The sequence below is a fragment of the Asticcacaulis benevestitus DSM 16100 = ATCC BAA-896 genome (genome assembly GCF_000376105.1).
Taxonomy (GTDB): Bacteria; Pseudomonadota; Alphaproteobacteria; order Caulobacterales; family Caulobacteraceae; genus Asticcacaulis; species Asticcacaulis benevestitus.
In genome coordinates this window covers 237186-261836 of record NZ_AQWM01000002.1, presented here as the reverse complement: position 1 = coordinate 261836, position 24651 = coordinate 237186, and the positions used below count along the sequence as shown (strand labels likewise).

The following is a 24651-nucleotide window of genomic DNA, read 5'->3' as shown; positions in this document are numbered from 1 at the left end:
GCGAGTTGTATGAGCAAGCGTGACTATTACGAAGTGCTGGGCGTTGAGCGCACGGTCGATGAGGTTATCCTCAAATCGGCTTTCCGCAAGAAGGCCATGGAGCACCATCCCGATCGCAATCAGGGCGACAGCGGGGCCGAAGCGCGTTTCAAGGAAGTCAATGAAGCCTATAGCGTGCTGTCGGACGCCCAGAAGCGCGCCGCCTATGACCGCTTTGGCCACGAGGGCGTAAACGGTCAGCAGGGCGGCTTTGGCGGCGGATTCGGCGGCGGGGCGCAAGGGTTCTCGAACGTCGAGGACATCTTCTCCGAAATGTTTGGCGATATCTTCGGCCAGCAGCAGCGCCGTGGGCCGCAGGGCGCGCAGCGCGGGCCCGATGTACGCGCCGATTATGAAATCACGCTGGAGCAGGCCTATAAGGGCGCGGATGTCGAGCTCGATATCCCCACCACCATGACCTGCGAAGTCTGCCATGGCGCAGGCGCCAAGCCCGGCACCAAGCCCGTCACATGCTCGACCTGCGGCGGTCAGGGCCGTGTGCGCGCCTCGAACGGCTTCTTCGCCGTGGAGCGCACCTGCCCGACCTGTAACGGTCAGGGTCAGATGATCAAGGATCCCTGCACCAACTGTAACGGTCATGGTCAGGTGCGTCAGAACAAAACCCTCAAGGTCCGCATCCCGGCCGGCGTCGATGACGGCGCGCGCATCCTGCTCAAGGGTGAGGGTCAGGCCGGCCATAAGGGCGGTCCCAAGGGCGACCTCTATATCTTCCTCACCGTGGCCGATCACGAGATCTTCGAGCGCGATGGCGCCGATCTGCACTGCTCGATCCCGGTGCCGATGACCAAGGCCATTCTTGGTGGTGATCTCGAAGTGCCCTGCCTGATGGGCGGCGAAAACTGCGATGGCCAGTGCAAGCTGCAGATCGCGGTGCCCGAAGGCGCGCAGACCGGCCATAAGGTCAAGCTCAAGGGCCGCGGCATGCCGGTGCTCAATTCCAAGCACAAGGGCGATCTGATCGTTGAGCTGTTCATCGAGACGCCAAAGCACCTGACGGCCCGCCAGAAGGAGCTGATGAAGGAATTCGCCACCCTGGCCGAAGAGCAGTCCTATGCCCAGTCGCAAGGCTTTATGCATAAGGCCAAGCGTTTCTGGGAAGATATCACCGGCGCCAACGCCTAAGGGTGCGAGGCACCCTTAACCCGGAATCGCGGTAGAGTTTGGAAGTCCCGTCGGCGTTCAACTGGCGGGATTTTCTATTTTATACCTCCCTGGCTACGCCGTTGTCTTTTCTCGACGGGGTGAACTGTCTTCGCTTCCCCTCTCCCCTCTCCCCTCTCCCGGCTCCCGTCCTCTCCCCATGGTCATGGGGAGAGGGGAAGATTGAGAGCATTTCGCTAGGGCCTTGGTTAGCAATTCGGCGGTTGACCTCACGCAGCCTTATGCCTATTCGGGAAAGACCTCCTTCACGCACAAGGCCTGCTCATGTCCGCGACTACACGTTTTGCCATCAATGGCGCCAAAGGCCGCATGGGTCAGGCCGTCGGGCGTGTGCTGGATGAAACCGGGCAGACCGTGTCCGCGCGTTTCGAGCAGGGCGACATGTTCGACCTCACCCGCTCGGACGTGGTGATCGACTTCTCGACGCCGGAAGCGTCGCTGGCGCTGTGCGAGGCCTGCGCCAGCGAGGGCCTCAGCCGTCCGCGCCCCATCGTGCAGGTCATCGGTTCGACCGGGTTCACGCCGGAGCAGCAGGATCGGCTGGCGCTCTATGCCGACGAGGTGGTCATGATCCAGTCCGGCAATTTCTCGCTGGGCGTCAACCTGATGATCGGTTTGCTCAAGCAGGCCAGCGCCCGCCTGAACGCCAAAGACTGGGACATCGAAGTCCTTGAAGGCCACCACAAGCGCAAGGTCGATGCGCCTTCGGGCACGGCCCTGATGCTCGGCGAGGCCACGGCCTACGGGCGCGGCGTCAATCTGAAGGACGTCAAGGTGGCGGCGCGCGATGGCATTATCGGTGCGCGCAAGGACGGTGATATCGGTTTCTCGGTCATTCGTGGCGGCGGCATTGTCGGGGAGCACTCTGTGCTGTTCGCCTCGGAAGACGAGATCATCACCTTCTCGCACAGCGCCCGCGACCGCACGCTGTTCGCGCGCGGCGCGGTGCAGGCCGCCCAGTGGGGCCGCAAGCAGAAGCCCGGCATTTATGATATGCAGGATGTGCTTGGGTTTTAAGCGTCTGGCCTACAAGCCAGAATCATTGTCGCCAGAGGCTTAGACAGTGACGCCCCAGTAAACTGGGGCGGTCTAAGGGGATGATTAATGGGCGCCTTTAGCGGCGCCGAGCTTCATGGCCGCTTTCAGGCTGCCGAGCACGCCGATCATGCCGTAGGCGAAGACATAGAGCAGAAACATCTGCGCCACGGCGCCGATATGGCGGAAATCGGGGTAGTTCGGCTGGCTGCCATTGATCAGCGGCAGGAAGATGTTGAAAGCCATCACGATCAGCAGGGCCAGAGCCGCTTTCAGCGCATAGCGATCGGATTTGGGCTGCAGCAGACCGATCAGGATGGCCACGATCAGGATGGGCAAGGGGTTGACGTCGGCCAGGGCTTCACGAAAACCATCGCTCACGCCAACCAGAAACTGCCAGATATCGTTCATAGGGTATCCTTCATCTTAACAATAAGGGTACGCACTCCGCCGGGAATGGCGATACTGACGCCTAGAATGGTTAACTGAATATCAAAAAACCATGTGGTTTTGGCGCGCGATATGGCCCGTCACACCGGTTTGTGGCCATTTGGCCTGGGCAGGGCCAGCGAAAGGGTCAGCTTGATCAGGCCCATAGCGCGGATCACCACATAGCTGAGTGCGAACAGCATCACCAACTGCATTTCGACCTCGAGCTGGCTGAGGTCGGGCCAGATCGCCTGATAACCCAGCGCCATCGGCAAAAGCGCGGTCACGATGACGGCCGGTATCAGTGCCACGAACGCAAGATGAAACGCCGAGCTTCGTCTGGGCTGGATCATGCCAAGGACGAGGCTGATGAGGAGCACAGGCAGCGGATTGAGGCCGATCATCGCCGCTTGGCCCGCGTCCCACATCGCCCAGAGAAACTGTGTAAAATCACCCATCGGTGTCACCTTTGCAAAAGTATCGTTCAGCTCGGTTCCATTAAAGGCTTGAAGTCTGAACCTCTTTTGAGGTTTCCGTTCACGTCCGGTTCAGGCGTGGTCATTCCGTGTACGTTTGCAAGCACGGTGCAGCGCTTCGCGTTTCTCGCAAAGTGGAAATGTGTCTCTGGGGATCACAGATGTGTGTTTTCAGGCGAGTGTCGCTCGCCTGATGCGGTAGTCCCGAGCGCAATCCGATAAAGTGTGCAGCACTTTTCGGAATAATTGCGCGTCAAACAAAAAGCGAGAGCGCCGATCTGATACAATCAGATCGGAACACGCTCTAGCGCCCGGTGGAGCCGAAGCCGCCTTCGCCGCGCGCCGTGGTCTCCAGGGCGTCCGGCGTCTCCCACACGATGCGGGCGTGTTGCGCCACGATCATCTGGGCGATGCGGTCGCCGCGGCGGATGACGAAATCTTCCGAACCCAGATTGACCAGAATGACGCCGACCTCGCCGCGATAATCGCTGTCGACGGTGCCGGGTGAATTGAGGCAGGTGATGCCGAACTTCAGCGCCAGACCCGAACGCGGCCGTACCTGCACCTCATAGCCCTGTGGCACCGACATCGTCAGGCCGGTCGGCACAAGCGCGCGGCCCATCGGCTTCAGCGTGATCTCGTCGCCTTCGGGGATAGCGGCGCGCAGGTCGAGACCGGCCGAGCCTTCGGTTTCATAGGCGGGCAGGGCCAGGCCCACGGCGTGCGGGAGTTGGAGAACGTGGGCGGTAACGGTCATGAGATGCGCTTTTGAATATAGGTGCTGAGGAAATCGGCGATATCGGCCTTGGTCTGACCGGCGATCGGGGTGAATCCGTCGAGATCGACGAGGGTGGCGGCGTTGCTGTTGCTGCCAAAGACGCCGGTGGAGACATCATTGGCCACGATGGCGTCGCAGCCCTTGGAAGCCAGCTTGGCCTTGGCGTAGTCTTCCAGCTTCTGCGTTTCGGCGGCGAAACCGATGACGAGACGCGGGCGCAGATCGAGATGCTTCGACACGGCTTCGAGGATGTCGGGGTTCTTGACGAAGGTGATCGACAGCTCGTTGTCGGTGGTCTTCTTCTGCTTTTCCGAGGCGATATCCTTGGCGCGCCAGTCGGCCACCGCCGCCACGCCCACGAACACATCACAGGGAAGCTGGGCGTGGACGGCGTCGAACATGTCCTGCGCCGTATCGACATCGAGGCGCGTCACGCCGACCGGCGTCGGCAGCGCCACTGGGCCGGAGATCAGGGTGACGTCGGCACCATCGCGCACCAGCTTCTCGGCGATGGCATAGCCCTGCCTGCCGGAGGAACGATTGGTTAGGCCGCGCACCGGATCGAGCGGTTCAAAGGTAGGGCCGGCGGTGATGACCACCTTTTTGCCAGCCAAAGGCCCATCGACCCCGCCGGTGATATGGAACTGGATGGCGGCCAGGATCGCTTCCGGCTCGCTCATGCGGCCAAGGCCAAATTCGCCGCACGCCATGTCGCCTTCATTGGGGCCGGTGAAGAGGACGCCGTCACCTTTGAGGGTTTCCAGATTACGCTGGGTGGCGGCGTGGTGCCACATGCGCACATTCATGGCCGGGGCCAGCAGGACGCGCTTGTCGGTGGCGAGGAGCAGGGTTGAGGCCAGATCGCTGGCGAGGCCTTGCGCCTGCTTGGCCATCATGTCGGCGGTGGCGGGGGCCACGACGACCAGATCGGCCTGACGCGACAGCATGATATGACCCATTTCGGTCTCGTCGGTGAGATCGAACAGGTCGGTATAGACCTTGTCGCCGGAAAGGGCGGCGGCGGTCAGGGGCGTGATAAATTCGTGCGCCGCTTTTGTGAGTACGACGCGCACATTGAGACCGGCCTTCTTGATCAGGCGGATCAGTTCGAGCGATTTATAGGCCCCGATGCCCCCGCCGATGATCAGTAATATGCGCTTCATGACAAATCTCCGATTTGCCAAAAACCGAATTTTATGCGCTCAGAAGCCGCGCGGGCTCGCCGCGACGGCGGCGGCGGGCAGTCGCCCTTGCCAAAGCACAAAGACGCAGAGTCTTTATGCTTTGGAAGCAAATACAAGCGCATGGCAAATCCTTTAAACTCAGTTGGCCTTGTGCCATAGGTAAGCGGCGCGAAGCAAGGGGACAAGGTGTGCGGGGGATAAGACTTCTACTCGGTTTGCTGGGACTGATCGGGCTTGTGGCCTGCGATGCCGGTCCGTCGGCGGTTTTGCCCGATGGCGCCGGCAAGGCCCCCGCCGAGCGGGTGCAGACGGGTAAAAAGCCGGTCTGGGCGGGCGCCGATAAGTCGGTTGAGCAGGCCTCGATGCCGATGGTCGATGATTCGGCGCCGGTGGTGGGCGCGGCCCTGCCGATCGCCGCGGATCGCGCCCGGATCACGGACAGCCACTATGGCGACTGGCCGTTATGGTCGAAGAACCGCAAATATTCGGCCGACGAAAACGCCCATTATCATTTCGAGAAGCATGGCCCGGAGTTTTCGGCCAAGTCCTATCCGGATTACATGGCCATGGTGCATGGCTTCATCCATAGCCCGCCGCCGGGCACACAGACTCTGAAGCGGACCAATGGCGATACCTTGTTTTACGAGCCGAAGGGCAATGTCTTTGCGGTGATGACGAAGCAAGGCGCGCCGCGCACCCTGTTCAGGCCGGATAACGGCGCGGCCTATTGGCAGAAGCAGAAACAGATCGAAAGCGAGCGCCGCACACCGAGGCGTGACGGGTATTAAGTGTCGGAACCAACAATTTCCCCCTCTCCCCTCGTGAGGGGAGAGGACGGGAGCCGAGCAAGGCGAAGGCGACCGGGTGAGGGCTTTCCCATGCAAGCCCCTCACCCCGGCATTCTGCGGCTTCGCCTTGCCTGCCGCCCTCTCCCCATAGGCATGGGGAGAGGGGAAGAAAGTCATACGGTTCAGGTTTTTGGCGATAGCGGTAGCGTGATTAACCTGAATGTCGGTGTCATCTGTGGATCAACTCACGGACCTTCGCGTGCGTTCTGACGTCGGAAGGAAGGTATCCACAGATGACACAGATGTTCTTGGACGCTTCACGCTACCGCTATCGCCAGAGACTGGTTCGGGCTGAATTTTTATGCCGCTCCGCTAAAGGGAGGGATAAGAAAAAGTCTAGCGCACGGCCAGCCAGATGATCACCGCCAGCGAGATCACCGAGACGACCAGTGCGATCAGACCGAAGGTGCGCCCCTGCGCGGCCACCATTTTCAGCGCCGCCAGTTCCACGGCTTCGCGGTTGGCAGGCGCGTTGTACTCGTCGTCATCGGTGCGCAGGCGGCTGATCAGCTTTTCAACGATACGGCGGGTCTGGACCACCGGCGACAGTTCGCGCGAAATCCAGTCCTTGACCACCGGACGGGCGGCTTCCCACAGATCGTGTTCGGGATAGATTCGGCGCGCCACACCCTCGACCGACACCATGGTCTTTTGCAGCAACACCAGTTCGGGGCGCAGGTGCATATCAAACTGCGCCGTGATTTCGAACAACTGGGTCAGCAGGCGGCCCATCGAGACCTCGGTGGCCTTCTGGCCCAGCACCGGCTCCCCGACGGCGCGCAGGGCCTGCGCGAAACTATCGACATTGTGGTGGCGCGGCACATAACCGGCCTCGAAATGGACCTCGGCGACGCGCTTGTAGTCGCGGCGCAGGAAGCCCCACAGCATTTCCGCCAGATATCGGCGCTCCTTGGGGCGCAGACGGCCGATGATGCCGAAATCGATGGCGGTGATCTGTGCCGGCGCGCTGACGAACAGATTGCCTTCGTGCAGATCGGCGTGGAAGGCGCCGTGATCGAGGGCCTGACTGAGGAAGGCGCGGATCAGGTTGTCGGCCAGTTCCTTGTGGGCGAGGCCGGGCAGGGTCAGGGCTTCGGGACGGCTGAGTGGCGTGCCCTGCGCCCACTCGGTGACCAGAACGCGACGCGACACCTGATGCCACACCACCTTCGGCGCGCTCATCCAGGGCTCGGTATTGATGATCTTGCCGATCTCGTCGCAGGCCGAAGCTTCGAGACGCAGGTCGAGTTCGAGCAGCAGCGACTGCGCCACGGTATCGACGAAAGCGACCGGTTCCAGCCGGCGCGTCGACGGGAAGAAGAAGACGACCATGCTGGCGGCCAGCACCATCATGTCGATGTCGGAGGCGATGACCGTCTCGATATCGGGGCGCAGGATCTTGACCGCGACCTTGCGGCCATCGAGCAGAACCGCTTCGTGCGCCTGGGCGATCGAGGCCGAACCCAGCACATCGCCGAAATGGCTGAAAATGGCGTCGACCGGCTTGCCGAGCGATTCGACCACGCTGGCCTCCGCCACCGATTGCGGGAAGGGGGGCAGGTTGTCCTTCAGGTGGGCCAGATCGATGATGAACTGCTGTCCGAAGATATCGCCGCGCGTCGAAAGCACCTGGCCGAGCTTGATAAAGGCGGGCCCCAACTGCTGCAGGGCGATGGCGTAGCGCTCACCGGGGCGAAGGTTGGTTTTTCTGGCGAACATAGACCGCAATAGACCGGCGAAGGCGCGCGGCACAGGCGGCAGCAGGTGCGCCGTTTCCTTCGGTAACAGGGCGTCATAACGCAGCAGGACAAGGCCCGTGCGGAACATGCGCAGCCATGAGTTCAGACCCGACAAGCTGTTATGCCCAGCCTTCATGCAGGGCGCAGACCCCGCCGGAGAAGTTGGTATAGCGGGTGGCGCGGAAACCGGCCTTGTCCATCAGGCCCTTGAAGGTATCCTGATCGGGGAAGCGCTGGATCGACTCGACGAGGTACTGGTAGCTGTCGCGGTCCTTCGCCACCAGTTCGCCCATGAAGGGGATGACCTTGAACGAATAGGTTTCGTAGATTTTCGATATCACCGACGAGGTCGGGTGCGAGAATTCGAGGCAGAAGAAGCGGCCGCCCGGCTTGAGGACGCGTTTGGCTTCATTGAGCGCGACCTGCACATCGGCGACGTTACGGATGCCGAACGAGATGATGTAGGCGTCGATCGTATTGTCATCGATCGCAAGGTTCATGGCGTCACCGACCGACCACGAGATTTCCGGCTCATCGAGGTGTTGCTTCGCCGACTTTTCACGGCCGGCCATGATCATGGCCTCGTTATAGTCGATGATGCGGATCTCGGCGTCCTTGGCCGCATAGCCGCGTGACAGACGACGGGCCTTGGCGGCGCGCGCCAGTTTGGCGAGGCGGCGGGCGATATCGCCGGTGCCGCCGGCGCAATCGATGATGACCTCACCCGGTTGCGGATTGAGACGGGCGCAGGCCGCGTCCTTCCACAGGTGGTGGACCCCGCCCGACATGACGTCGTTCATCAGGTCGTAGCTTGAGGCGACATTTTTGAAAACATCATGGACCATCGCCACCTTTTCGCGGGCGTCGACATCCTTGAAACCAAAGGGGGAGGTGGCGTGTTGGGTCATGACGGGCTTTGTAGCCCGAAAAGGATAAATTTGCGAAGGGGAAAAGTGTTTAAGCCGCGGGCAAAATGTCGCGTTGCGAAATGAATTTGCGCTGTCGAGTTAGGGGTGAAGGGGCGGTGCCCCTTCAAATTTTCCCATCGGCCTTGTCGGCGACGCGGCGGAACGGACCCTTGTAGTTCGGATTGGCCCGGCGGCGGCGGTCGGGGCCGACATAGTTGGCCGATTTCACCCAGCCGCGCTCGTTATTGATCACGCTGCGCATCCGGTCGATCAGGGCGCGCGCGGTCAGGGGTTTGGCCACGAACTCGTTGACGCCGGCATCGCGCGCCTCGATCACGCGGCGGCGGTCGGTGTGGCCGGTCATCATGATAATGGGGACGTAGGGGTTGGGGCTGTCGGTGCCGCGGCGCACCAGCTTGGTGAATTCGATGCCGTCGAGCTGTTCCATCATCAGGTCGAGGATGATGACGTCGGGTCGCCAGTCGCGCACGATTTCCAGCGCGTCAATACCATCGGAGGCTTCACGGATCTGGGTGATGCCTATCGACCGCAGCATGGTGCCGACAATAACCCGCATGTAGTGGTTGTCGTCAACCACAAGCACCATTACGCGTGCAAATTGGCTCAAGGCTCATACTCTCCAGCGGGCATGGCTTACCAGTATGCGGTATTGGATATAGATATCGCCCCCGCCGGTAAGCATCTCTTATACAGAATCACTATCCTTATTTGTGCAATTCACAAAACTAAAGATTGATCTTTGCCGCAATCTGCTCTTGATTCGCCGCTGATGAAGATGAGCAGGGTCGCGATACCCTAATAGCAGGCGGGGAATATTTTCCATGATCGACTGGCACAACCGGACCCTCATCGCGGGCGCCGCAGCGGTATTGATTGCCGGTTTCGGCATCGGCTTCCTGACCGATCATGCGCTCAGCAGCAATGCCAAGCACAAGGCCGAGGCGGCGGCCTCCGGCGAGGTCGGCAAGCCGGCCACCGGCCTGTTCGGCAAGCTGCGCGACAAAAACGCCCCGCGCGCCGGTGATGCGCGCCCGGCCGGCTTTGCCGTCTGGCACCAGAACCTGGACACCAGCGGCCCGTCGCCCAAGGCCTGCGTCGAATTCTCAAAGCCGCTCGATCCGGCCAAGCCCTATGGCGACTATGTCGTTGTCTCGCCCGCCCTGCCCAACGCGCCGGCCGTTTCGGTGAAGGACGCCACTCTGTGCGTTTCCGGTCTTGATTTCGTCGATCGCCGCATCACCCTGCTGAAGGGCCTGCCCGGCAAGGGCAATGACGAACTGAAAGCCAATGCCGATCTCGATTTCAGCTTCGGCGAGAAGCCGCCCTATGTCGGCTTTGCCGGCAATGGCGTTATCCTGCCGCGTGAGGAAGCCGATGGCGTGGCGGTCGAAACCGTCAATGTGTCGGCCCTGGCGTTCGAGGTCTGGCATGTATCTGACCGCAACTTGGTGAGAAAGTCGGTCTCCGCCCCCGATCCGGTGGCCGAGGGCGAATACGATTATGCCTATGGTGACGATGCCGCCGACGATATCGGCGTCAAGATCTGGACCGGCAAGGTGGCGGTGAAGACCGGCAATGGCGAACGCGTCACGACCGTGTTCCCGCTCGGCGCGGTGCTGAAAACACTGAACGCCGGCGCCTATGTCATCAAGGTGCGCGACGCTTCGGGTGGCCGCGACAAGAAGAGCGACGATGAGCCGGCGCAGGCCCGTCGCTGGGTGCTCTATACCGACATGGCCCTGACCACGTACAAGGGGCAAAATGGCCTTGACGTCGTGGTGCGCTCGCTGAAAACGGCCAAGCCGCTGTCGGGCGTCAAGGTCGATCTCGTGGCCACCAACGGCGATACGCTCGGCGAAGTGCGCTCCGGCGTCGATGGTCGTGCCAGCTTCAACGGCGCTTTGCTCAAGGGCAAGGACGCCCTGACGCCCAAGATGATCATGGCCTATGGCGGTGCCGATGATTTTACCGCCGTCGATCTCGACCGTTCGCCGATGGACCTGACCTCGCACGGCGTCGGCGGGCGCAGTGAAGCGGGCGAAACCGGCACCGGCCGCGCCAACGCCACCGGCGTCGATTCCTACATGTACAGCGACCGCGGCATCTATCGCCCCGGCGAAACCGTGCGCCTGGTCGCCATGGTGCGCGATCCGGAAGGCAAGGCGATCAAGGACCGCAAGGGCTTTATCGTCGTCACCCGGCCTTCGGGCGTGGAAGCCTTCCGTTTCAGCTTCGAGAAGACGCCGCTCGGCTTTGCCAGCGTCAATGTCAACCTGCCGAAATCGGCGCCGCGCGGCCAGTGGGCGGCGCGTGTCGAACTGGTCGGCATGGACGAACCGGCGGGCTCGACGAGCTTCGCGGTCGAGGATTTCGCGCCGCAGCGTCTGGGCGTTGATATCAAGGCCGACGCCACCAAACCTTTGCTCTCGGCCGGCGAAACCCGTCCGGTGACCGTGGCGGCGCGCTATCTCTATGGCGCCATCGGTTCCGGCCTGCAGGTGACCGGCGAGGCGCGCATCCGCGCTGACGGCAACCCGTTCCCGAAATTTACCGATTACAGCTTCGGTGACGAAACCAAGCCCTACGAAGAGAAATATGTCGATCTGCCGGCCACCACGACCGATGGCCAGGGCAATGCGCTCTTCCCGTTCGATGCGGCCTTGGCGGGTGATACCACCGAGCCCCTGACCGTGCTCCTGACCGCGTCGGTCTTTGAGCCCGGCGGGCGTCCGGTGCGCGAAAGCCAGACCCTGCGCATCAAGACCGCGCCGCTCTATCTCGGCGTCAAGGTCGATCAGAAGGACGGCTCGTGGAAGGATGCGCCGCGCATGGCCTTCAACATCATCGGCCTGACGCCGCAGGGCGACAAGCGCGCCGTCAAGGGCGCCACCGTCAAGCTGATTTCGGAAATCTGGGATTACGACTGGTATATTTCCGATGGCAAATGGAACTGGCGCTCGACCCACCGCGACGTGGTGGTCTCGACCAAGGCCTATGATCTCAACGCCAATACCGGCGCGTCGTTTGAGCGCAATCTCGACTGGGGCGATTACCGCCTTGAGGTCGAGGTGCCGGGACAGGCCAAGACGGTCACGCGCTTCTCGTCGGGCTGGGGCTCGACGCAGAAGGGCACGGATGCGCCCGATTTTGTCCGCATCACCACGGGCAACAAGAGCTATAATCAGGGCGATACGGTCGAGGTGACGCTGAAGGGCCCCTATAAGGGTGAGGCGCAGATCGCCGTCGCCACCGATCATCTGATCGATCTCAAGACGGTCTCCATCGGTGAGAACGGCACGACGGTGCGGCTGAAAACCTCGGCGGCTTGGGGTGGCGGGGCCTATGTCATGGTCAGTGTCATGCAGCCGCGCGATCCGGTGACGGCCTCCAAGCCGCGCCGCGCCATCGGGCTCGTCTATGTGCCGCTCGATCCGAAATCGCGCAAGCTCGGCCTCAAGGTGCTGGCCAGCGATCAGCCGCAACGCCCGCAAACTGACAAAAATGGCCGCAACTTCATCGATGTGCCGGTGCAGGTCTCCGGTGTGAAGCTGGGCGATCGCGCCCGCGTCAGCGTCGCGGTGGTCGATCAGGGCATCCTCAACCTGACCAAGTTCAAGTCGCCCGATCCGGTCGGCTGGTATTTCGGCAAGCGCGCGCTCGGCGTCGATTATAACGACGATTACGGCCGCTTGCTCGATCCGAACCTGGGCGCTGCCGCGCCGACCTATGGCGGTGACCAGTTGGGTGGCGAAGGCTTGACCACGACGCCGATCCGCACCATCGCCCTGTGGTCGGGCGTGGTCCAGACCGGCCTTGACGGCAAGGCCTATGTCCGCCTGCCGATCGAGAAGTTCAACGGCGAACTGCGCGTCATGGCCGTGGCCTGGACCGACGATGCTGTGGGCTCGGTCGACAGCCGCATGATCATCCGCGAGCCGGTGGTGGCCGATCTCGCCCTGCCGCGCTTCCTGGCGCCGGGCGACAAGGCCTTCGCCACGCTGGAACTCGACAATACCGACGGCAAGCCGGGCCTCTACACCGCCATCGTCAAGGGCCTGCAAGGTCTGGTCGTGGCGTTCGAGAAGGCGTTCAACCTCAACAAGGGCCAGCGCGTCATCGAATCCATCGCCATCAACGCGCCGAACCGCACCGGTGTCTCGTCTGTGCAGATCGGGCTGAACGGGCAGGGCTACGCCTTCAACGACAGCTTCAATCTCCAGACCCGCAACGGCTGGGGACCGCAGACCCGTGTCGCCACGGCGTCGCAGGCGGTCAATATGGTGTGGACGCCGCCGGCTGATCTGCTGGCCGGCCTGCAACCGGGTTCGGCCACGGTCGAGGTGTCGTATTCGCCGTTCCGCAATATCGACCCCGCGCCTCTGGCGGCCAATCTCGCCAAGTATCCTTACGGCTGCACCGAACAGGTGACCTCGGCGGCGATGCCGTGGCTGTTCGTCTCGGAATCTCTGGTCGGCAAGACGGCGGCGAAACCCGGCAATGCGGCGCTGAAAGTGGCGGTCGACAAGATCCTCGATCGTCAGTCGGAAGACGGCGCGTTTGGTTTGTGGCGTCCGGGTGATGGCAATGCCGATGGCTTTATCGGCGCCTATGCCACCGACTTCCTGCTCGAAGCCAAGGCGCGCGGTGTCTACGTGCCGCAGGAGGCCATCGACAAGTCGCTGAACGCCATGCGTCAGATGGCGCGTCCCGATGGCTATGCCAATGTCAATTATCGCCTGAGCGTGCCGTCGAGCTGGAACTGGTTCGGCGTCTCCGGTGAGAAGCTGACCAAGCAGATGCGGTCACGCGCCTCGGCCTATTCGCTCTATGTGCTGGCCAAGGCGCATAGCGGTGATCTGGCCCGCCTGCGCTGGTATCACGATGTCCAGTTCAAGGAAGAGCAATCGCCGCTGGCCCGGGCTCAGGTGGCCGCCGGTCTGGCCATGATGGGCGATCGCGCCCGCGCCCGCCAGAGCTTCCGCGAGGCGATCAAGTCGCTGGGTTATACCGATCCGAACGACTGGTATCAGACGCCCTTGCGCGATCTGGCCGGTGTTATCGCGCTGGCCTATGAGGCCGGTGAGGATGATATCGCCCGTTCGCTGACCGCGCGTCTGGAAAACGCGATGAAGAGCCCGTCGCAGATGAACACCATCGAGAGCGCCTATGTGCTCAAGGCGGCGTCCTATATGCTGAAAGCCGCGGGTCCGGTGAAGATCCAGCCGCAGGGCGTCAAGGCCCTGCCGGGTGGTCTCAATGTCCAGCGCTTTGGTATCGGCGCGCTGGCCTCGGCGAAGCTGAAAAACACCGGCGCCGGCGCGATCTGGCGCACGGTCACGGTAATCGGTACGCCGCTGTCCGCGCCGGGGGCGGAGAGCCATGGCATCAGTCTGGTCAAGACCTATTACGCGCTTGACGGGTCGCGCCTCGATCCCTCGAACATCACTCAGGGTCAGAAGATTCTGGTGGTGATCGCCGGCCGTTCCGATCGCGCCGAGTTGCGGCCCATCGTGGTCGATGATGCCTTGCCGGCGGGTTTCGAGATCGAATCGACGCTTACCAACGAGGACGCGCAAAACGGACCGTTCCGCTTTGTCGGGGAACTGACGGCGCTCAAGGTCTCGGAGGCGCGCGATGATCGCTTTATCGCCGCACTCGACGTGTCGTCGTCGAACAGCTTCACCCTGGCCTATATCGCGCGGGCGGTGACGCAAGGCGACTTCTACCTGCCGGGCGCTGAGGCCAAGGACTTCTACCGTCCGGAAACCTTTGGCCGCACAGCCGGTGGCCGCACGGTGATTTCAGCACGCTAAGCAGGGGCTCAGCCCCTGCACCCATAACTCGACAGTGCGTGTCCTTAATAAACCCTTCTCCCTGCTCGCGGGGAGAAGGTGGCCCAACGGGCCGGATGAGGGGCTAGCCCATGCGTCCGCAAGCCCCTCACCCCGACCCTCTCTCCGTAAACGGGGCGAGGGGGAAGATTGTTGCTTTGTTCAGGCTTAAACCTTTCAATCCCGAAACCCTGATCCCGCCGCTGGTCAAAACCCTGATCGGCGTGCTGGGGTTTCAGTGTGTTATCGCCGCCGTCAACCTGATCTTTCCGCCGGATATGTCACGCGCCCAAACCGCCTCGGCCGTGGCGCTGGACCGCAATGGCGCCTGGCTGCGCGCCCTGCCGGTCGATAACGGCCGCTGGCGTATCCGCGCCGATCTCAAGCGTACCGACCCGACCTTTGTGCGCAACCTGCTGAAGGTCGAGGACGAGCGTTTCTATCTCCACCCCGGCGTCGATGCGACCTCGATCCTGCGGGCACTGTTGTCCAATCTGCACGCCGGCAATATCGTTTCCGGTGGCTCGACCATCACCATGCAGACGGCGCGCCTGCTCAATCCGCACCCGCGCAACTATGGCAACAAGCTGATCGAAGCCTTGCGCGCCGTGCAGCTTGAAATGCGCTATTCCAAGCGCGAAATCCTGGCGCTCTATCTGACGCTCGCCCCCTATGGCGGCAATCTCGAAGGGGTGCGCGCCGCCTCGCTCTCCTATTTCGGCCACGAACCGGAAAGCCTGACGCTCGGCGAACAGGCCCTGCTGATCTCGCTGCCGCAGGCACCCGAAGCGCGCCGCCCCGATCGCCGGCCGGAGACGGCGCTCAAGGCGCGCAACCTGATCCTGACGCGCATGGCGGCGCAGAACATCATCGGCGCCTCGCAGGCCCATGAGGCGATGAACGAGCCGATGGTGACGTCTCGCTTCGTCTTTCCGGCGCTGGCCTGGCATACGGCGGGGCGTTTGGCGCGCAACGTCAAAGGCTTGCAGGCGACGGTGGTGACGACGATCGACGCCAATCTGCAAACGCGGCTGGAGGCCATGGCGGCGGCCACGGCGAAAGAGCAGGGCCCCAATTCCTCGGTCGCCATTCTTGTGATCGACATCAAGACGCGCGGCGTGCGCGCCAGTGTCGGTGGCGGCGGACTGGATCGGCCGGGTGGCTGGATGGACATGACGCGCGCGATCCGGTCGCCGGGCTCGGCGCTCAAGCCCTTCATCTACGGCTTCGCTTTTGAGGATGGCGTGGTGGCGCCCGATACCCGCCTTATGGATTCGCCGACGCGTTTTGGCGATTACCAGCCGGAGGATTTCGACCGCGTGTTCCACGGCGAGGTGTCGGTCAAGGAAGCCCTGATCAACTCGCTCAATGTGCCGGCGGTGGCGGTGCTCAATCGCATCGGACCCGAGGCTTTTCAGGGGCGCATCGAATCGGTTGGGGTGCCGCTGGTGGTGCCGAAATCGGGGCTCAAACAATCCGGTCTGGCGCTGGCGCTCGGTGGCGAAGGCATCCGCATCAGTGATCTGGCCCTCCTCTATGCAGCTCTTGGCGATCATGGTCTGGCGCGGCCTCTGGCCTATACCCTGACCGATGAAAAGGCCTCCGGAGGGCACCGCCTGATGCGCGCCGAGGCCGCCGATCGCGTCGTTTCCATATTACGGGAAACCCCGCCACCTGAGGGCCGCCTGCCGGGGCCGCTGATGAAGAACGCCAACCGCCCCGCCTTCAAGACCGGCACCTCTTATGGCTACCGCGATGCGCTGGCGGTGGGTGTGGCCGGCGGCTATGCGGTGCTGGTGTGGACCGGCCGTCCCGATGGGGGGGCGCGGGCCGATCAGACCGGACGTGAGGCCTCGGCACCCCTGCTGTTTGACGTCTTCGATCAACTCCAGGCGCCCAGCCAGTTGCCGCAGGCGATTGATCCCAACAACGCGCCGCAGGGTCTCAAGATGATGACCGGTGCGGGCGTGGTGCGGGCGTCGATCCTGTTCCCGCCGAACAATGCCACGGTCTATGTGGAAGTGAAGGGGGCGGGTGAAAAGCTCGATGCCGTGCGACCGCTGAAACTGTCGGCGCGGGGCGTCCGGCCGGTCGAATGGTTTATCGACGGCCAGCCGCTGAAGCTGGATGATAACGGCGAATGGAGCTGGACGCCGCCGGCCGAGGGTTTCTACGATCTGAAGGTGATCGATGCGCAGGGCCACGAAGACCGCAGCCATGTCCGCGTCAGGGCCATCCATGCGGATACGCGTTAGAGGCCGGAAAACAGAGCGGGAAGGGCTCAAAATTGGTCTTATATTGGCATCTCAAAAGTGCCAGATAGGTCTTGTTCGGCGATTGACAAGCGGGTGGTCCTGCGCCACCTTGGTTCTCTACGCAGGCTTTAAAGCCTGCAGCCCCGCACCCCGATGCAACGGACGGGATAAGAAAGACGAGGAAGCCATGTCTCACCTGTTTCGTAACGGTCTTTTGGGTGCTGCCGCCTTGCTGGCGACCACCGCACTGGTGCCGGCGTTTCCCGCTTACGCGACGACGCAAGGACAGCTCGACAGCTTCGCCAACGCCTTTGGTTACAAGCTGACCGTCGTGCCCGATGCGGCTGGCACAAGCTTCGACACCCGCCTTGACCTGACCCTGCCGAAGACCTTGCCCGATAGCGGCTGGGCGCTCTATTTCGGCTCGGTTGCCGCCATCGATGTCAGAAAGGTGGTCAGCGGCCCGTTCGACCTCACCCACGTCAACGGCGACAATTACCGCCTGACGCCCAAGGCCGGTGCGGCGCTGAAAGGCGGGGCCACCTACGCCGTGGTGATGGCAGGGGCTTCGCGTTCCGAATATCTGGCCATGCCCAATGCCTATATTGCCGTCGAGGGCCTGACGCCGCGCATCATCGCCGCCACGCGCCCCGTTTTTGATCCGGCGAGCAAGCTGGAAGCCCTGCCCTTCGTCACGCCCTTCACCGATGAGAAAACCGCCAAGTCCGGACCGGCCGACGCCACCGAATGGCTGACGCCGGAACGCGCCTTCGTGCTCAATGCCTCGCGCGCGGTGACGCAAGCCAGGCCCGAGATCGTCATTCTGCCGACGCCGGTTTCGGCGAAGCATCTGGAAGGTAAGGTGCTCAATCTGGCGGCCGGCATCAGGCTCAGCCTGACCGGCCTGACGCCAGCCGATATCACAGTGGCGCTTGCGGCCTCGCACCTGCGTCAGGCGGCCGGCGGTGTGCCGGTCAGCATCACGGTCAATGGCAAAGGCGCTGCCGAATCCTATCATCTGCTCGCGCAGGACGACAAGATTGTCATCACCGCCGCCGATGCCGCCGGTGCGGCCTATGCGCTGGAAAGCCTGTCGCAGCAGGCGGCTTTTGAGCATAATCGCCTCAAGCCGATCGAGATCACCGATGCGCCGCGCTTTGGTTTCCGCGGCCTGCATATCGATGTGGCGCGTAATTTCCACTCCAAGGCCTTCATTCTCAGCACGCTCGACCGCATGGCCGAGTACAAGCTCAACCGTCTGCACCTGCATCTGGGTGATGACGAGGGCTGGCGTCTGGCCATCAAGGGTCTGCCGGAACTGACCGATATCGGCGGTCATCGCTGTCACGATCTCAAAGAAGACACCTGTCTCATGCCGCAACTGGGCGCGGGGCCGCAGGGCAATCCGACGGTCGATGGCTATCTGACGCGCGCCGACTATATCGAGATCGTCAGGGCGGCGACGGCGCGCCATATCGAGGTGATCCCGTCGTTCGACATGCCGGGGCATTCCCGTGCCGCCGTGCGTTCGATGGAGGCGCGCTATCGCCGCCTGATGGCCGAAGGCAAGCCTGAAGCCGCCAATGAATTCCGCCTGCAGGACCCGGACGACACCACGGTCTACGATTCGATCCAGCACTATAACGACAACACGCTGAACGTCTGCATCCCCTCGACCTACCACTTCATCGAGACGGTGATCGACGATATCCGCGCCATGCACGACGAGGCCGGCACGCCGCTGAAAATCTACCATATCGGCGCCGATGAAACCGCGGGCGCCTGGACCAACTCACCCGCCTGTCAGGCGCTGGTGAAGGCCAAGGGGCTCGATCCGGCGCACATGACGCCCTATTTCATCACCGAGGTGTCGCAGATCCTCGGCAGGAAGGGTCTTGAACCGGCCGGCTGGAGCGATGGCATGGGCCACGTCAAGCCGGAAGAGATGCCCAAGGCGGTGCAATCCAATAGCTGGGGCGGGTTGTTCGCCGGCGGTGTGGCCGAGGCCTATCGCCACGCCAATCGCGGGTGGGATGTGGTGATGTCAACGCCGGAAGTGCTCTATTTCGACATGCCCTATGCGCCCGACCCGAAGGAACGCGGCATGGACTGGGCGTCACGCGGCATCGATGTCTTCAAGGTCTTCGCCTTCATGCCGGAAAACCTGCCGGCCAACGCCACCGTGATGACCGATATTCAGAACCATGGCCGTACCATTGCCGACAGCGAACCACTGGCCGCCGGCCGCCGCATCACCGGCATGCAGGCGCAACTGTGGAGCGAAGGCGTCCGCACTGACGGCATTGCCGAATATCTGTTCTATCCGCGTGTGCTGGCTATGGCCGAGCGTGCCTGGCACACTGGCGCCTGGGAGCCTGCTTATGTCTCCGGCAAGAGCTACACCTATGGCGACGGTCAGGTGAACGACGCGCAACTGCGGGCCGACTGGCAAGGCTTCAGCGATCGCCTGACGCCGCGCCTGGCCGAGCTCGATCGCGACGGCGTTCAGTATCGCCTGCCGGCACCGGGCGCGCGCATCACCGGCGGCATCTTCGAGGCCAATCTGGCCTATGCCGACCTGGCCATCCAGTATCGCCCCAAGGGCGGCAAGTGGACGACCTATACGGGCGCGGTCGAGGTCAGGGGGCCGGTCGACACCCGTTCGGTGGCGCCGGATGGCCGACGCTACAGCCGTATCGTGACCGTCAGGTAAGGCGTCTCTTCACCAAAGCGTTACGGCTAAAGCGCCGCCTGAGCTTTATCAAAAGTCGTAGCTCCGCAGCGGCCGCAAGCCATCGCATCCTTACACTGCACGGTTCATGCTTGTCCCTCAATTAGAGGAGAGACTCATGGACACGTTGTATGGCGCGCAGGCGCGCGACAAGATCTGGTCATTGATTAAGGATATCAAGGTGGCGCTGATGGCGACCTTTGATGAGGAAGGGCACATCTTCCATGCCCGCCCGATGATGGCGCAGAACATGAAGGCGGATTTCGACGGCACGCTGTGGTTTTTCACCGGGGCTGATACGCGCAAGGCCCGCGAGATCGCCCATACGTCACGCTCGCTCCTGACCTATGCTGAGCCGGGCCACCAGGCCTATGTGTCGATTTCCGGTCATGCCCGGATCGTGCGCGATCAGGCGAAGATTGATGAATACTGGAATGATTTTAACAAGGCGTGGTTTCCCGAAGGCAAGGACGATCCTAACCTCGTGCTGATCCGCTTTGACGCCGAGGATGCCGAATTCTGGGATGCGCCCGGGCCGGTGGTGACGGGGCTGGCCTATATCAAGGCCTTTGTCGCCGGCGAAAGACCGCGCGTCGGTCAGGTCGGTAAGGTCAATCTCTCGCACTAAAATAAAAAAGGCCGGTTCGTGAGAACCGGCCTTTTCAATAGGAATGTGGGGCCTTTAAGCCTGCATGGTCCAGTTTTCGACACCCATGGCCGCCTGCCTGACCGCTTCCGAACGGGTCGGGTGCGGGTGGCAGGTGCGGGCCAGGTCTTCCGATGCGCCGCCAAAGGCCATCAGCACGCAGACTTCGCCGACCATTTCACCGACCTGCGGGCCGATCATGTGGACGCCCAGAACCTTGTCGGTCTTGGCATCGGCGATGAACTTCACGAAGCCATCGGTCTCGTGGTTGATCTTGGCGCGGCTATTGGCCATGAAGGGGAACTTGCCGGTCTTGTAAGCGACGCCTGAGGCCTTGACCTGCTCTTCGGTCTGGCCGACCCACGCCACTTCGGGGAATGTGTAGACGACCGACGGCACCAGATTGTAATCGACGTGACCGGCCTTGCCGGCGATCAGTTCGATACAGGCGACGGCGTCTTCTTCGGCCTTGTGCGCCAGCATGGGCCCAAGGATCACATCGCCGATCGCCCAGACGCCAGGCGCCTGGGTCTTGAAATGGCTGGTTGGGATGAAGCCGCGCGGATCGGTGGCGATGCCGACCGACTCCAGGCCGAGGCCCTTGGTGTAGGGGCGTCGACCGATAGCGACCAGTACCACATCGGCGGTCAGTTTTTCCTGCGCGCCACCGGCGGCGGGCTCCAGCGTCAGCTCTACGCCCTTGGCGCCAGGCTTGGCGGCCGTCACCTTGGTGCCGAGCTTGAAGGCGAAGCCTTGCTTGGTCAGGGTCTTCTGGAAGGCGGTGGCGGTTTCGGTGTCCATGCCCGGCGTGATGCGGTCAAGGAACTCGACCACGGTCACCTGAGCGCCCAGACGACGCCAGACGGAGCCGAGTTCGAGGCCGATGATGCCGGCGCCGACGACGACCATCGACTTCGGCACGGCGGACAGCGACAGGGCGCCGGTGGAATCAACGATCTGCTTCTGATCGACGTCGACGCCCGGCAGCGGGGTCGGCTCGGAGCCGGTGGCGATGACGATGTTTTTGGCGGAAAGCGTCTGCACGGCGCCGTCATTGCCGGTCACGGTGACCTTTCCGGCGCCGGCGATGGTGCCGCGGCCGACGAAATAGGTCACCTTGTTCTTCTTCATCAGGAACTCGACGCCCTTGGTCAGGGCGGTGACGCTGTCCTGCTTGGCCTTCATCATCTGGACGAGGTTGAGCTTGGGCGCGGGGACTTCGATACCGATATTGGCGAACTCATGACCGGCGGTTTCGAACAGTTCGGAAGCGTGGAGCAGGGCCTTCGACGGCATACAGCCGACATTGAGGCAGGTGCCGCCGAGCACGCCGCGCGATTCGACGATGGCGGTTTTCAGGCCAAGCTGGCCGGCGCGCACGGCGGCATTATAGCCACCGGGTCCGCCACCGATGATGACCACGTCGAAAATGCTGTCCTCAGCCATGCGAAAGCCCTCTCCAATAAGGTAAATCTGCTGCCTGTTAGCTAGGAGCCCAGCCCCCTCGGGTCAAGTCAATTACGCAGACTTTTCGGACTTTTTTGCCAGACGGCTTTCAGGCCTCAGGCGGAAAGCGCGCCGGACAGTTTCTTGACCGGCCGGAAGCGCGACATATAGACGAAGAAGCCCAGCACCATGGCGACGAGGGTCAGCACATAGCGCGGGTCCCAGCCTGAAAGGACCGTATAGAGCTTGTCGACCAGCCCCAGGCTCTTGTCGCCATTGGTCAGGTAGGTCAGGATCAGGTCGGCGATGAAGCCCAGCCCGTAGATGAGGGCGGCGCGGATATTGCCGTTGGCGTGCAGGAAGGCGGCCAGCAGATAGAGGCTGATCACCGCGCCCCACAGCCACACCACGGGCTTGTTGTCGGTGACGATGGCCTCGACCGCCGTATCGCCCTGGATCGAGGTCGTCACCGGTTCGGCGACATCGGGATTCATCGGGGTGTTGAAGCCGCCAGAATAATCGCTCTGGTCCATGGAACGTGAACTGATGGTGGGGCCGTAATCCGGCGCCGGCACTAGGAACGCCTTGACGACGGGAAAGGCGATCCAGCCGACATAGGCGAGCACCACCGCCACGATGAGCCAACGCAGAAACTTCATGCCGATACCCCGTCCGTCCAGTTATGGTTAACCGGAGCTTAACGCAAAGTTTGGCGGTTGGCTACCGGCTGTGACCGCGTACTTCGCTGGGGGCGAAACCGAAGCGCTTGCGAAAGCGCACGGCGAAGCGCGAGGCCGATTCGTAGCCGACATCGAGCGCGATGCGGTTGATCGGCTGATCGGTGCATTGCAGCAAGGTCAGGGCCAGCGACATGCGCGTATCGATCAGGATATCAGAGAAGGTCTTGCCGTCCGCCGCCAGCCGCCGGCGCAAAGTGGCCTGACCGATCGCCAGCCGGTCGGCGACCTCAGACAGGGTCCAGTCATGGTCGGGCTGACCGGCGAGCAGGTGACCGAGGCGGGTTATCAGCGACGGCGTTGTGCGGGCCTCGAAGGCGATGCCTTTCTCACACAGCCACCATAACACCTCTTCCATGCGGTGCCGGGCGATGGCGGCCGGAATATCGTCGCGCATCAGGCCCTGTCGCGCGTTGAGCAGGGCTGCGTAAAAGTCAGGCTCGATATGCAGGAGGTGTTGCGGGCAGGCTGGTTTGATGGTGGGCGTTCGCGTGGCGAAAGCGGTGATATGGCTATGGTCCCAGGCCAGCCAGAAGGCTTCGTACAGGCCGTCCGCGGCTGGCCGGTTGATGATGTCATAGGTGCCGTGATCGAGAACGATGGCCTGACCAGCTTCCACGGCGGTTGTCATCGCCTGATGTTGCAGTGTCTTTTCGCCTTTGACGATGACGATGATCGAGGGTTGCGACACGGACAGGTGGGCGAAGCGCAGACGCGAGCGCTGTTGCACCGAGGCGGTAGCGCCGATGTCCGGCCGCATGTCGATGCGTCGTTCATAGTCCGCCGAGCGGATACTGGTCAGCAGGCTTGTGTCCATCAGGTCTCCGTTTGCGCAGATCAGCACGAAATATGCGCTCGTAAGCGCCACAAAGCACTGATATATGTGCCAAAATCATCTCCTTACCACAAGGAGATTGATAATGCGCTCATTCCTATTCGCGTTCGTGGCCGGCATGGCCCTGGCCACAGGTGCTCAGGCGGAGGATTTTAGCCTGTCGAGCCCCGATATTCAGGACGGCAAGGCGCCGGAAAGCATGGTGTTGGCGAGGGCCTATGGCTTCGGCTGCGACGGTGCCAATATCGCCCCGGCCCTGATCTGGAGTCATGCGCCGGTGGGCACCAAAAGCTTCGTGCTGACGCTCTATGACAAGGACGCGCCGACGGGCATAGGCTTCATGCACTGGGTGGTGGTCAATATCCCGGCCGATCAGACGGCGATCGCGGCTTCCGGCGTCTTGCCGACGAAGGCTTTGCAGACGCGCAGCGATATCGGTGTGCCGGGGTTCCTCGGTGTCTGTCCGCCGGCGGGGGAGGCGCATACCTACGTCTTCACCCTGTCGGCCTTGAAGGTCGACGCCCTGCCGGTCGATGCCAATGCCACGCCGGCCCTGGTCGGTTTCATGACGCGTGCCAACCTACTCGGTCAAGCGACACTGACCTTTAGTTACAGGCGCTAGAGAGATCTAGTTTTCGATCTTGACCTCGCCCAACGTCGCCACCACGGCGTTGGGGTTGTCCTTCATCGCGCCGAGATGGCCGAGATTGCGGCTGGAAAAATCGACCACGGTGTTGAAATAATCACGATCACCGCAGGCCATCTGGCCCTCGGCATAGGCAAAGCGGTAGGCCTTGACGGCCGCTGTCTGAACCGTGGCGAACTGTTCCGGCGTTAGCTTGGTTTCCGTGATATCGACGGTCTGGGCCTTGCGCATACGGGCGAAGGCGAAGGCGGACTGCGCGCAGGTGGTGGCGGCATTGACGACACTGAACTTGAGGATCAGGTCGGTGTTCAGGTTGAATTCCTTGTCCTGATCGGAATCGTCCGGCACGAAGGCCAGGCCGCCCACGCCATTGGGGGACATCGGGTCCACCTGCTGGCTAAGCTGAGCCTGACGCGGCTTGGGGCGGCCGACGTGCTTGGCGAGATAGATCCAGAATTCGGACTGATCGAGCATAGCGTCTTCATCGAACGTGATATCGAACTTATCGCTCTTGTTGAGATAGAGATCGAGCATGGTGCGGAAACCACGTTTCAGCTTTTCGCGGTCGTCCTTGCTCATGTTTTTCGAGACCGACGGCCGGCCCAGATCGAGCGCCAGACCATATTCGAGCATGATCTCCGGATGCTGGACATCGGCCTTGCTCAACAGATCCATCATCGGCGCGGTCATGGCGGCGTTGACATAGGCCTGACCTTTCACCGCATCGGCGGCAGTGAAGGTTTCCTTGTTGCTGAGTTCGCGTTTCTTGCTGGCGGCCTGGGCGGCGCTGCCGATCACGAGCGGCAGGCACACGGCTGCCAATCCCAATAATTTTAAGGTTTTCATGCCCCAGATCCCTGTTTTATATTAATTATTTTAAAGAGA

19 protein-coding genes are annotated in these 24651 nt (G+C 62.3%); 8 read left to right on the top strand and 11 right to left on the bottom strand.

Annotated elements, in window-relative coordinates; genetic code table 11:
- Window positions 1–9 precede the first annotated feature (9 nt).
- Window positions 10–1182, top strand: coding sequence for a molecular chaperone DnaJ (gene dnaJ / locus B060_RS0104655; protein WP_018080595.1), 1173 nt, complete (start codon window positions 10–12; stop codon window positions 1180–1182).
- A 303-nt stretch (window positions 1183–1485) separates the two neighbouring features.
- Window positions 1486–2238 carry a 4-hydroxy-tetrahydrodipicolinate reductase gene (gene dapB, locus B060_RS0104650; RefSeq protein WP_018080594.1) on the top strand — a complete coding sequence of 251 codons (753 nt, stop codon included), beginning with the start codon at window positions 1486–1488 and terminating at the stop codon, window positions 2236–2238.
- An 84-nt stretch (window positions 2239–2322) separates the two neighbouring features.
- Here the strand turns inward: dapB and B060_RS0104645 are convergent, their stop codons facing one another.
- The 4 genes from B060_RS0104645 to coaBC form a co-directional block, all read right to left on the bottom strand.
- Complete coding sequence (locus B060_RS0104645) at window positions 2323–2667, bottom strand: hypothetical protein (RefSeq protein WP_018080593.1); 345 nt, start codon at window positions 2665–2667, stop codon at window positions 2323–2325.
- A gap of 119 nt (window positions 2668–2786) precedes the next feature.
- Window positions 2787–3143 (bottom strand): hypothetical protein, encoded by a 357-nt coding sequence (locus B060_RS0104640; protein ID WP_018080592.1) that lies wholly within the window; start codon window positions 3141–3143, stop codon window positions 2787–2789.
- A 322-nt stretch (window positions 3144–3465) separates the two neighbouring features.
- The gene (gene dut, locus B060_RS0104635; RefSeq protein WP_018080591.1) at window positions 3466–3918 is read right to left on the bottom strand and encodes a dUTP diphosphatase; all 453 of its coding nucleotides are present in this window, start codon (window positions 3916–3918) and stop codon (window positions 3466–3468) included.
- Window positions 3915–5102 (bottom strand): bifunctional phosphopantothenoylcysteine decarboxylase/phosphopantothenate--cysteine ligase CoaBC, encoded by a 1188-nt coding sequence (gene coaBC, locus B060_RS0104630; RefSeq protein ID WP_018080590.1) that lies wholly within the window; start codon window positions 5100–5102, stop codon window positions 3915–3917. Before coaBC ends, dut begins: the two co-directional genes overlap by 4 nt.
- Before the next feature lie 209 nt (window positions 5103–5311).
- Here coaBC and B060_RS0104625 point away from each other — a divergent pair, with 209 nt between their 5' ends.
- Window positions 5312–5911: a hypothetical protein gene (locus B060_RS0104625; protein ID WP_031220738.1), complete on the top strand. Its 600-nt coding sequence runs from the start codon at window positions 5312–5314 to the stop codon at window positions 5909–5911.
- 396 nt (window positions 5912–6307) lie between these two features.
- On the opposite strand, the gene ubiB is transcribed toward B060_RS0104625, so the two are convergent.
- The 3 genes from ubiB to B060_RS0104610 form a co-directional block, all read right to left on the bottom strand.
- Window positions 6308–7846: a 2-polyprenylphenol 6-hydroxylase gene (ubiB, locus tag B060_RS0104620; RefSeq protein ID WP_018080588.1), complete on the bottom strand. Its 1539-nt coding sequence runs from the start codon at window positions 7844–7846 to the stop codon at window positions 6308–6310.
- The gene (locus B060_RS0104615; protein WP_018080587.1) at window positions 7830–8618 is read right to left on the bottom strand and encodes a class I SAM-dependent methyltransferase; all 789 of its coding nucleotides are present in this window, start codon (window positions 8616–8618) and stop codon (window positions 7830–7832) included. The genes ubiB and B060_RS0104615 overlap by 17 nt, the downstream gene beginning before the upstream one ends.
- Window positions 8619–8742: 124 nt before the next feature.
- Window positions 8743–9246, bottom strand: coding sequence for a response regulator (locus B060_RS0104610; RefSeq protein ID WP_026172601.1), 504 nt, complete (start codon window positions 9244–9246; stop codon window positions 8743–8745).
- 214 nt (window positions 9247–9460) lie between these two features.
- Between B060_RS0104610 and B060_RS0104605 the strand changes: the two genes are divergently transcribed.
- From B060_RS0104605 to B060_RS0104590, 4 genes are all read left to right on the top strand, one after another.
- Window positions 9461–14452 (top strand): alpha-2-macroglobulin family protein, encoded by a 4992-nt coding sequence (locus B060_RS0104605; protein WP_018080585.1) that lies wholly within the window; start codon window positions 9461–9463, stop codon window positions 14450–14452.
- A 176-nt stretch (window positions 14453–14628) separates the two neighbouring features.
- Window positions 14629–16725, top strand: a complete 2097-nt coding sequence (gene pbpC, locus B060_RS0104600) for a penicillin-binding protein 1C (RefSeq protein ID WP_018080584.1) — start codon at window positions 14629–14631, stop codon at window positions 16723–16725.
- Between the two features lie 187 nt (window positions 16726–16912).
- On the top strand, window positions 16913–19438 hold the full coding sequence (locus B060_RS0104595; RefSeq protein ID WP_018080583.1) for a family 20 glycosylhydrolase: 2526 nt from the start codon (window positions 16913–16915) through the stop codon (window positions 19436–19438).
- A 136-nt stretch (window positions 19439–19574) separates the two neighbouring features.
- Complete coding sequence (locus B060_RS0104590; RefSeq protein ID WP_018080582.1) at window positions 19575–20084, top strand: pyridoxamine 5'-phosphate oxidase family protein; 510 nt, start codon at window positions 19575–19577, stop codon at window positions 20082–20084.
- 54 nt (window positions 20085–20138) lie between these two features.
- Here the strand turns inward: B060_RS0104590 and lpdA are convergent, their stop codons facing one another.
- The 3 genes from lpdA to B060_RS0104575 form a co-directional block, all read right to left on the bottom strand.
- Window positions 20139–21548, bottom strand: coding sequence for a dihydrolipoyl dehydrogenase (gene lpdA / locus B060_RS0104585; protein ID WP_018080581.1), 1410 nt, complete (start codon window positions 21546–21548; stop codon window positions 20139–20141).
- Window positions 21549–21664: 116 nt separating this feature from the next.
- Window positions 21665–22207, bottom strand: a complete 543-nt coding sequence (locus tag B060_RS0104580; RefSeq protein WP_018080580.1) for a hypothetical protein — start codon at window positions 22205–22207, stop codon at window positions 21665–21667.
- A 61-nt stretch (window positions 22208–22268) separates the two neighbouring features.
- Window positions 22269–23102, bottom strand: a complete 834-nt coding sequence (locus tag B060_RS0104575) for a helix-turn-helix transcriptional regulator (protein WP_051081012.1) — start codon at window positions 23100–23102, stop codon at window positions 22269–22271.
- Between the two features lie 103 nt (window positions 23103–23205).
- On the opposite strand from B060_RS0104575, the gene B060_RS0104570 reads away from it, so the two are divergent.
- Window positions 23206–23742, top strand: coding sequence for a YbhB/YbcL family Raf kinase inhibitor-like protein (locus B060_RS0104570; protein ID WP_018080578.1), 537 nt, complete (start codon window positions 23206–23208; stop codon window positions 23740–23742).
- A 6-nt stretch (window positions 23743–23748) separates the two neighbouring features.
- Here B060_RS0104570 and B060_RS0104565 read toward each other — a convergent pair whose 3' ends face one another.
- Window positions 23749–24612 carry a hypothetical protein gene (locus B060_RS0104565; RefSeq protein WP_026172599.1) on the bottom strand — a complete coding sequence of 288 codons (864 nt, stop codon included), beginning with the start codon at window positions 24610–24612 and terminating at the stop codon, window positions 23749–23751.
- Window positions 24613–24651: the final 39 nt, after the last annotated feature.

What these genes read in the sequence shown, in the direction of transcription:
- dnaJ (WP_018080595.1), top strand. Translation starts at nt 10, where the DNA reads ATGAGCAAGCGTGACTATTACGAAGTGCTGGGCGTTGAGCGCACGGTC.
- dapB (WP_018080594.1), top strand. Translation starts at nt 1,486, where the DNA reads ATGTCCGCGACTACACGTTTTGCCATCAATGGCGCCAAAGGCCGCATG.
- B060_RS0104645 (WP_018080593.1), bottom strand. Translation starts at nt 2,667, where the DNA reads ATGAACGATATCTGGCAGTTTCTGGTTGGCGTGAGCGATGGTTTTCGT.
- B060_RS0104640 (WP_018080592.1), bottom strand. Translation starts at nt 3,143, where the DNA reads ATGGGTGATTTTACACAGTTTCTCTGGGCGATGTGGGACGCGGGCCAA.
- dut (WP_018080591.1), bottom strand. Translation starts at nt 3,918, where the DNA reads ATGACCGTTACCGCCCACGTTCTCCAACTCCCGCACGCCGTGGGCCTG.
- coaBC (WP_018080590.1), bottom strand. Translation starts at nt 5,102, where the DNA reads ATGAAGCGCATATTACTGATCATCGGCGGGGGCATCGGGGCCTATAAA.
- ubiB (WP_018080588.1), bottom strand. Translation starts at nt 7,846, where the DNA reads ATGAAGGCTGGGCATAACAGCTTGTCGGGTCTGAACTCATGGCTGCGC.
- B060_RS0104615 (WP_018080587.1), bottom strand. Translation starts at nt 8,618, where the DNA reads ATGACCCAACACGCCACCTCCCCCTTTGGTTTCAAGGATGTCGACGCC.
- B060_RS0104605 (WP_018080585.1), top strand. Translation starts at nt 9,461, where the DNA reads ATGATCGACTGGCACAACCGGACCCTCATCGCGGGCGCCGCAGCGGTA.
- B060_RS0104595 (WP_018080583.1), top strand. Translation starts at nt 16,913, where the DNA reads ATGTCTCACCTGTTTCGTAACGGTCTTTTGGGTGCTGCCGCCTTGCTG.
- B060_RS0104590 (WP_018080582.1), top strand. Translation starts at nt 19,575, where the DNA reads ATGGACACGTTGTATGGCGCGCAGGCGCGCGACAAGATCTGGTCATTG.
- lpdA (WP_018080581.1), bottom strand. Translation starts at nt 21,548, where the DNA reads ATGGCTGAGGACAGCATTTTCGACGTGGTCATCATCGGTGGCGGACCC.
- B060_RS0104580 (WP_018080580.1), bottom strand. Translation starts at nt 22,207, where the DNA reads ATGAAGTTTCTGCGTTGGCTCATCGTGGCGGTGGTGCTCGCCTATGTC.
- B060_RS0104575 (WP_051081012.1), bottom strand. Translation starts at nt 23,102, where the DNA reads ATGGACACAAGCCTGCTGACCAGTATCCGCTCGGCGGACTATGAACGA.
- B060_RS0104570 (WP_018080578.1), top strand. Translation starts at nt 23,206, where the DNA reads ATGCGCTCATTCCTATTCGCGTTCGTGGCCGGCATGGCCCTGGCCACA.
- B060_RS0104565 (WP_026172599.1), bottom strand. Translation starts at nt 24,612, where the DNA reads ATGAAAACCTTAAAATTATTGGGATTGGCAGCCGTGTGCCTGCCGCTC.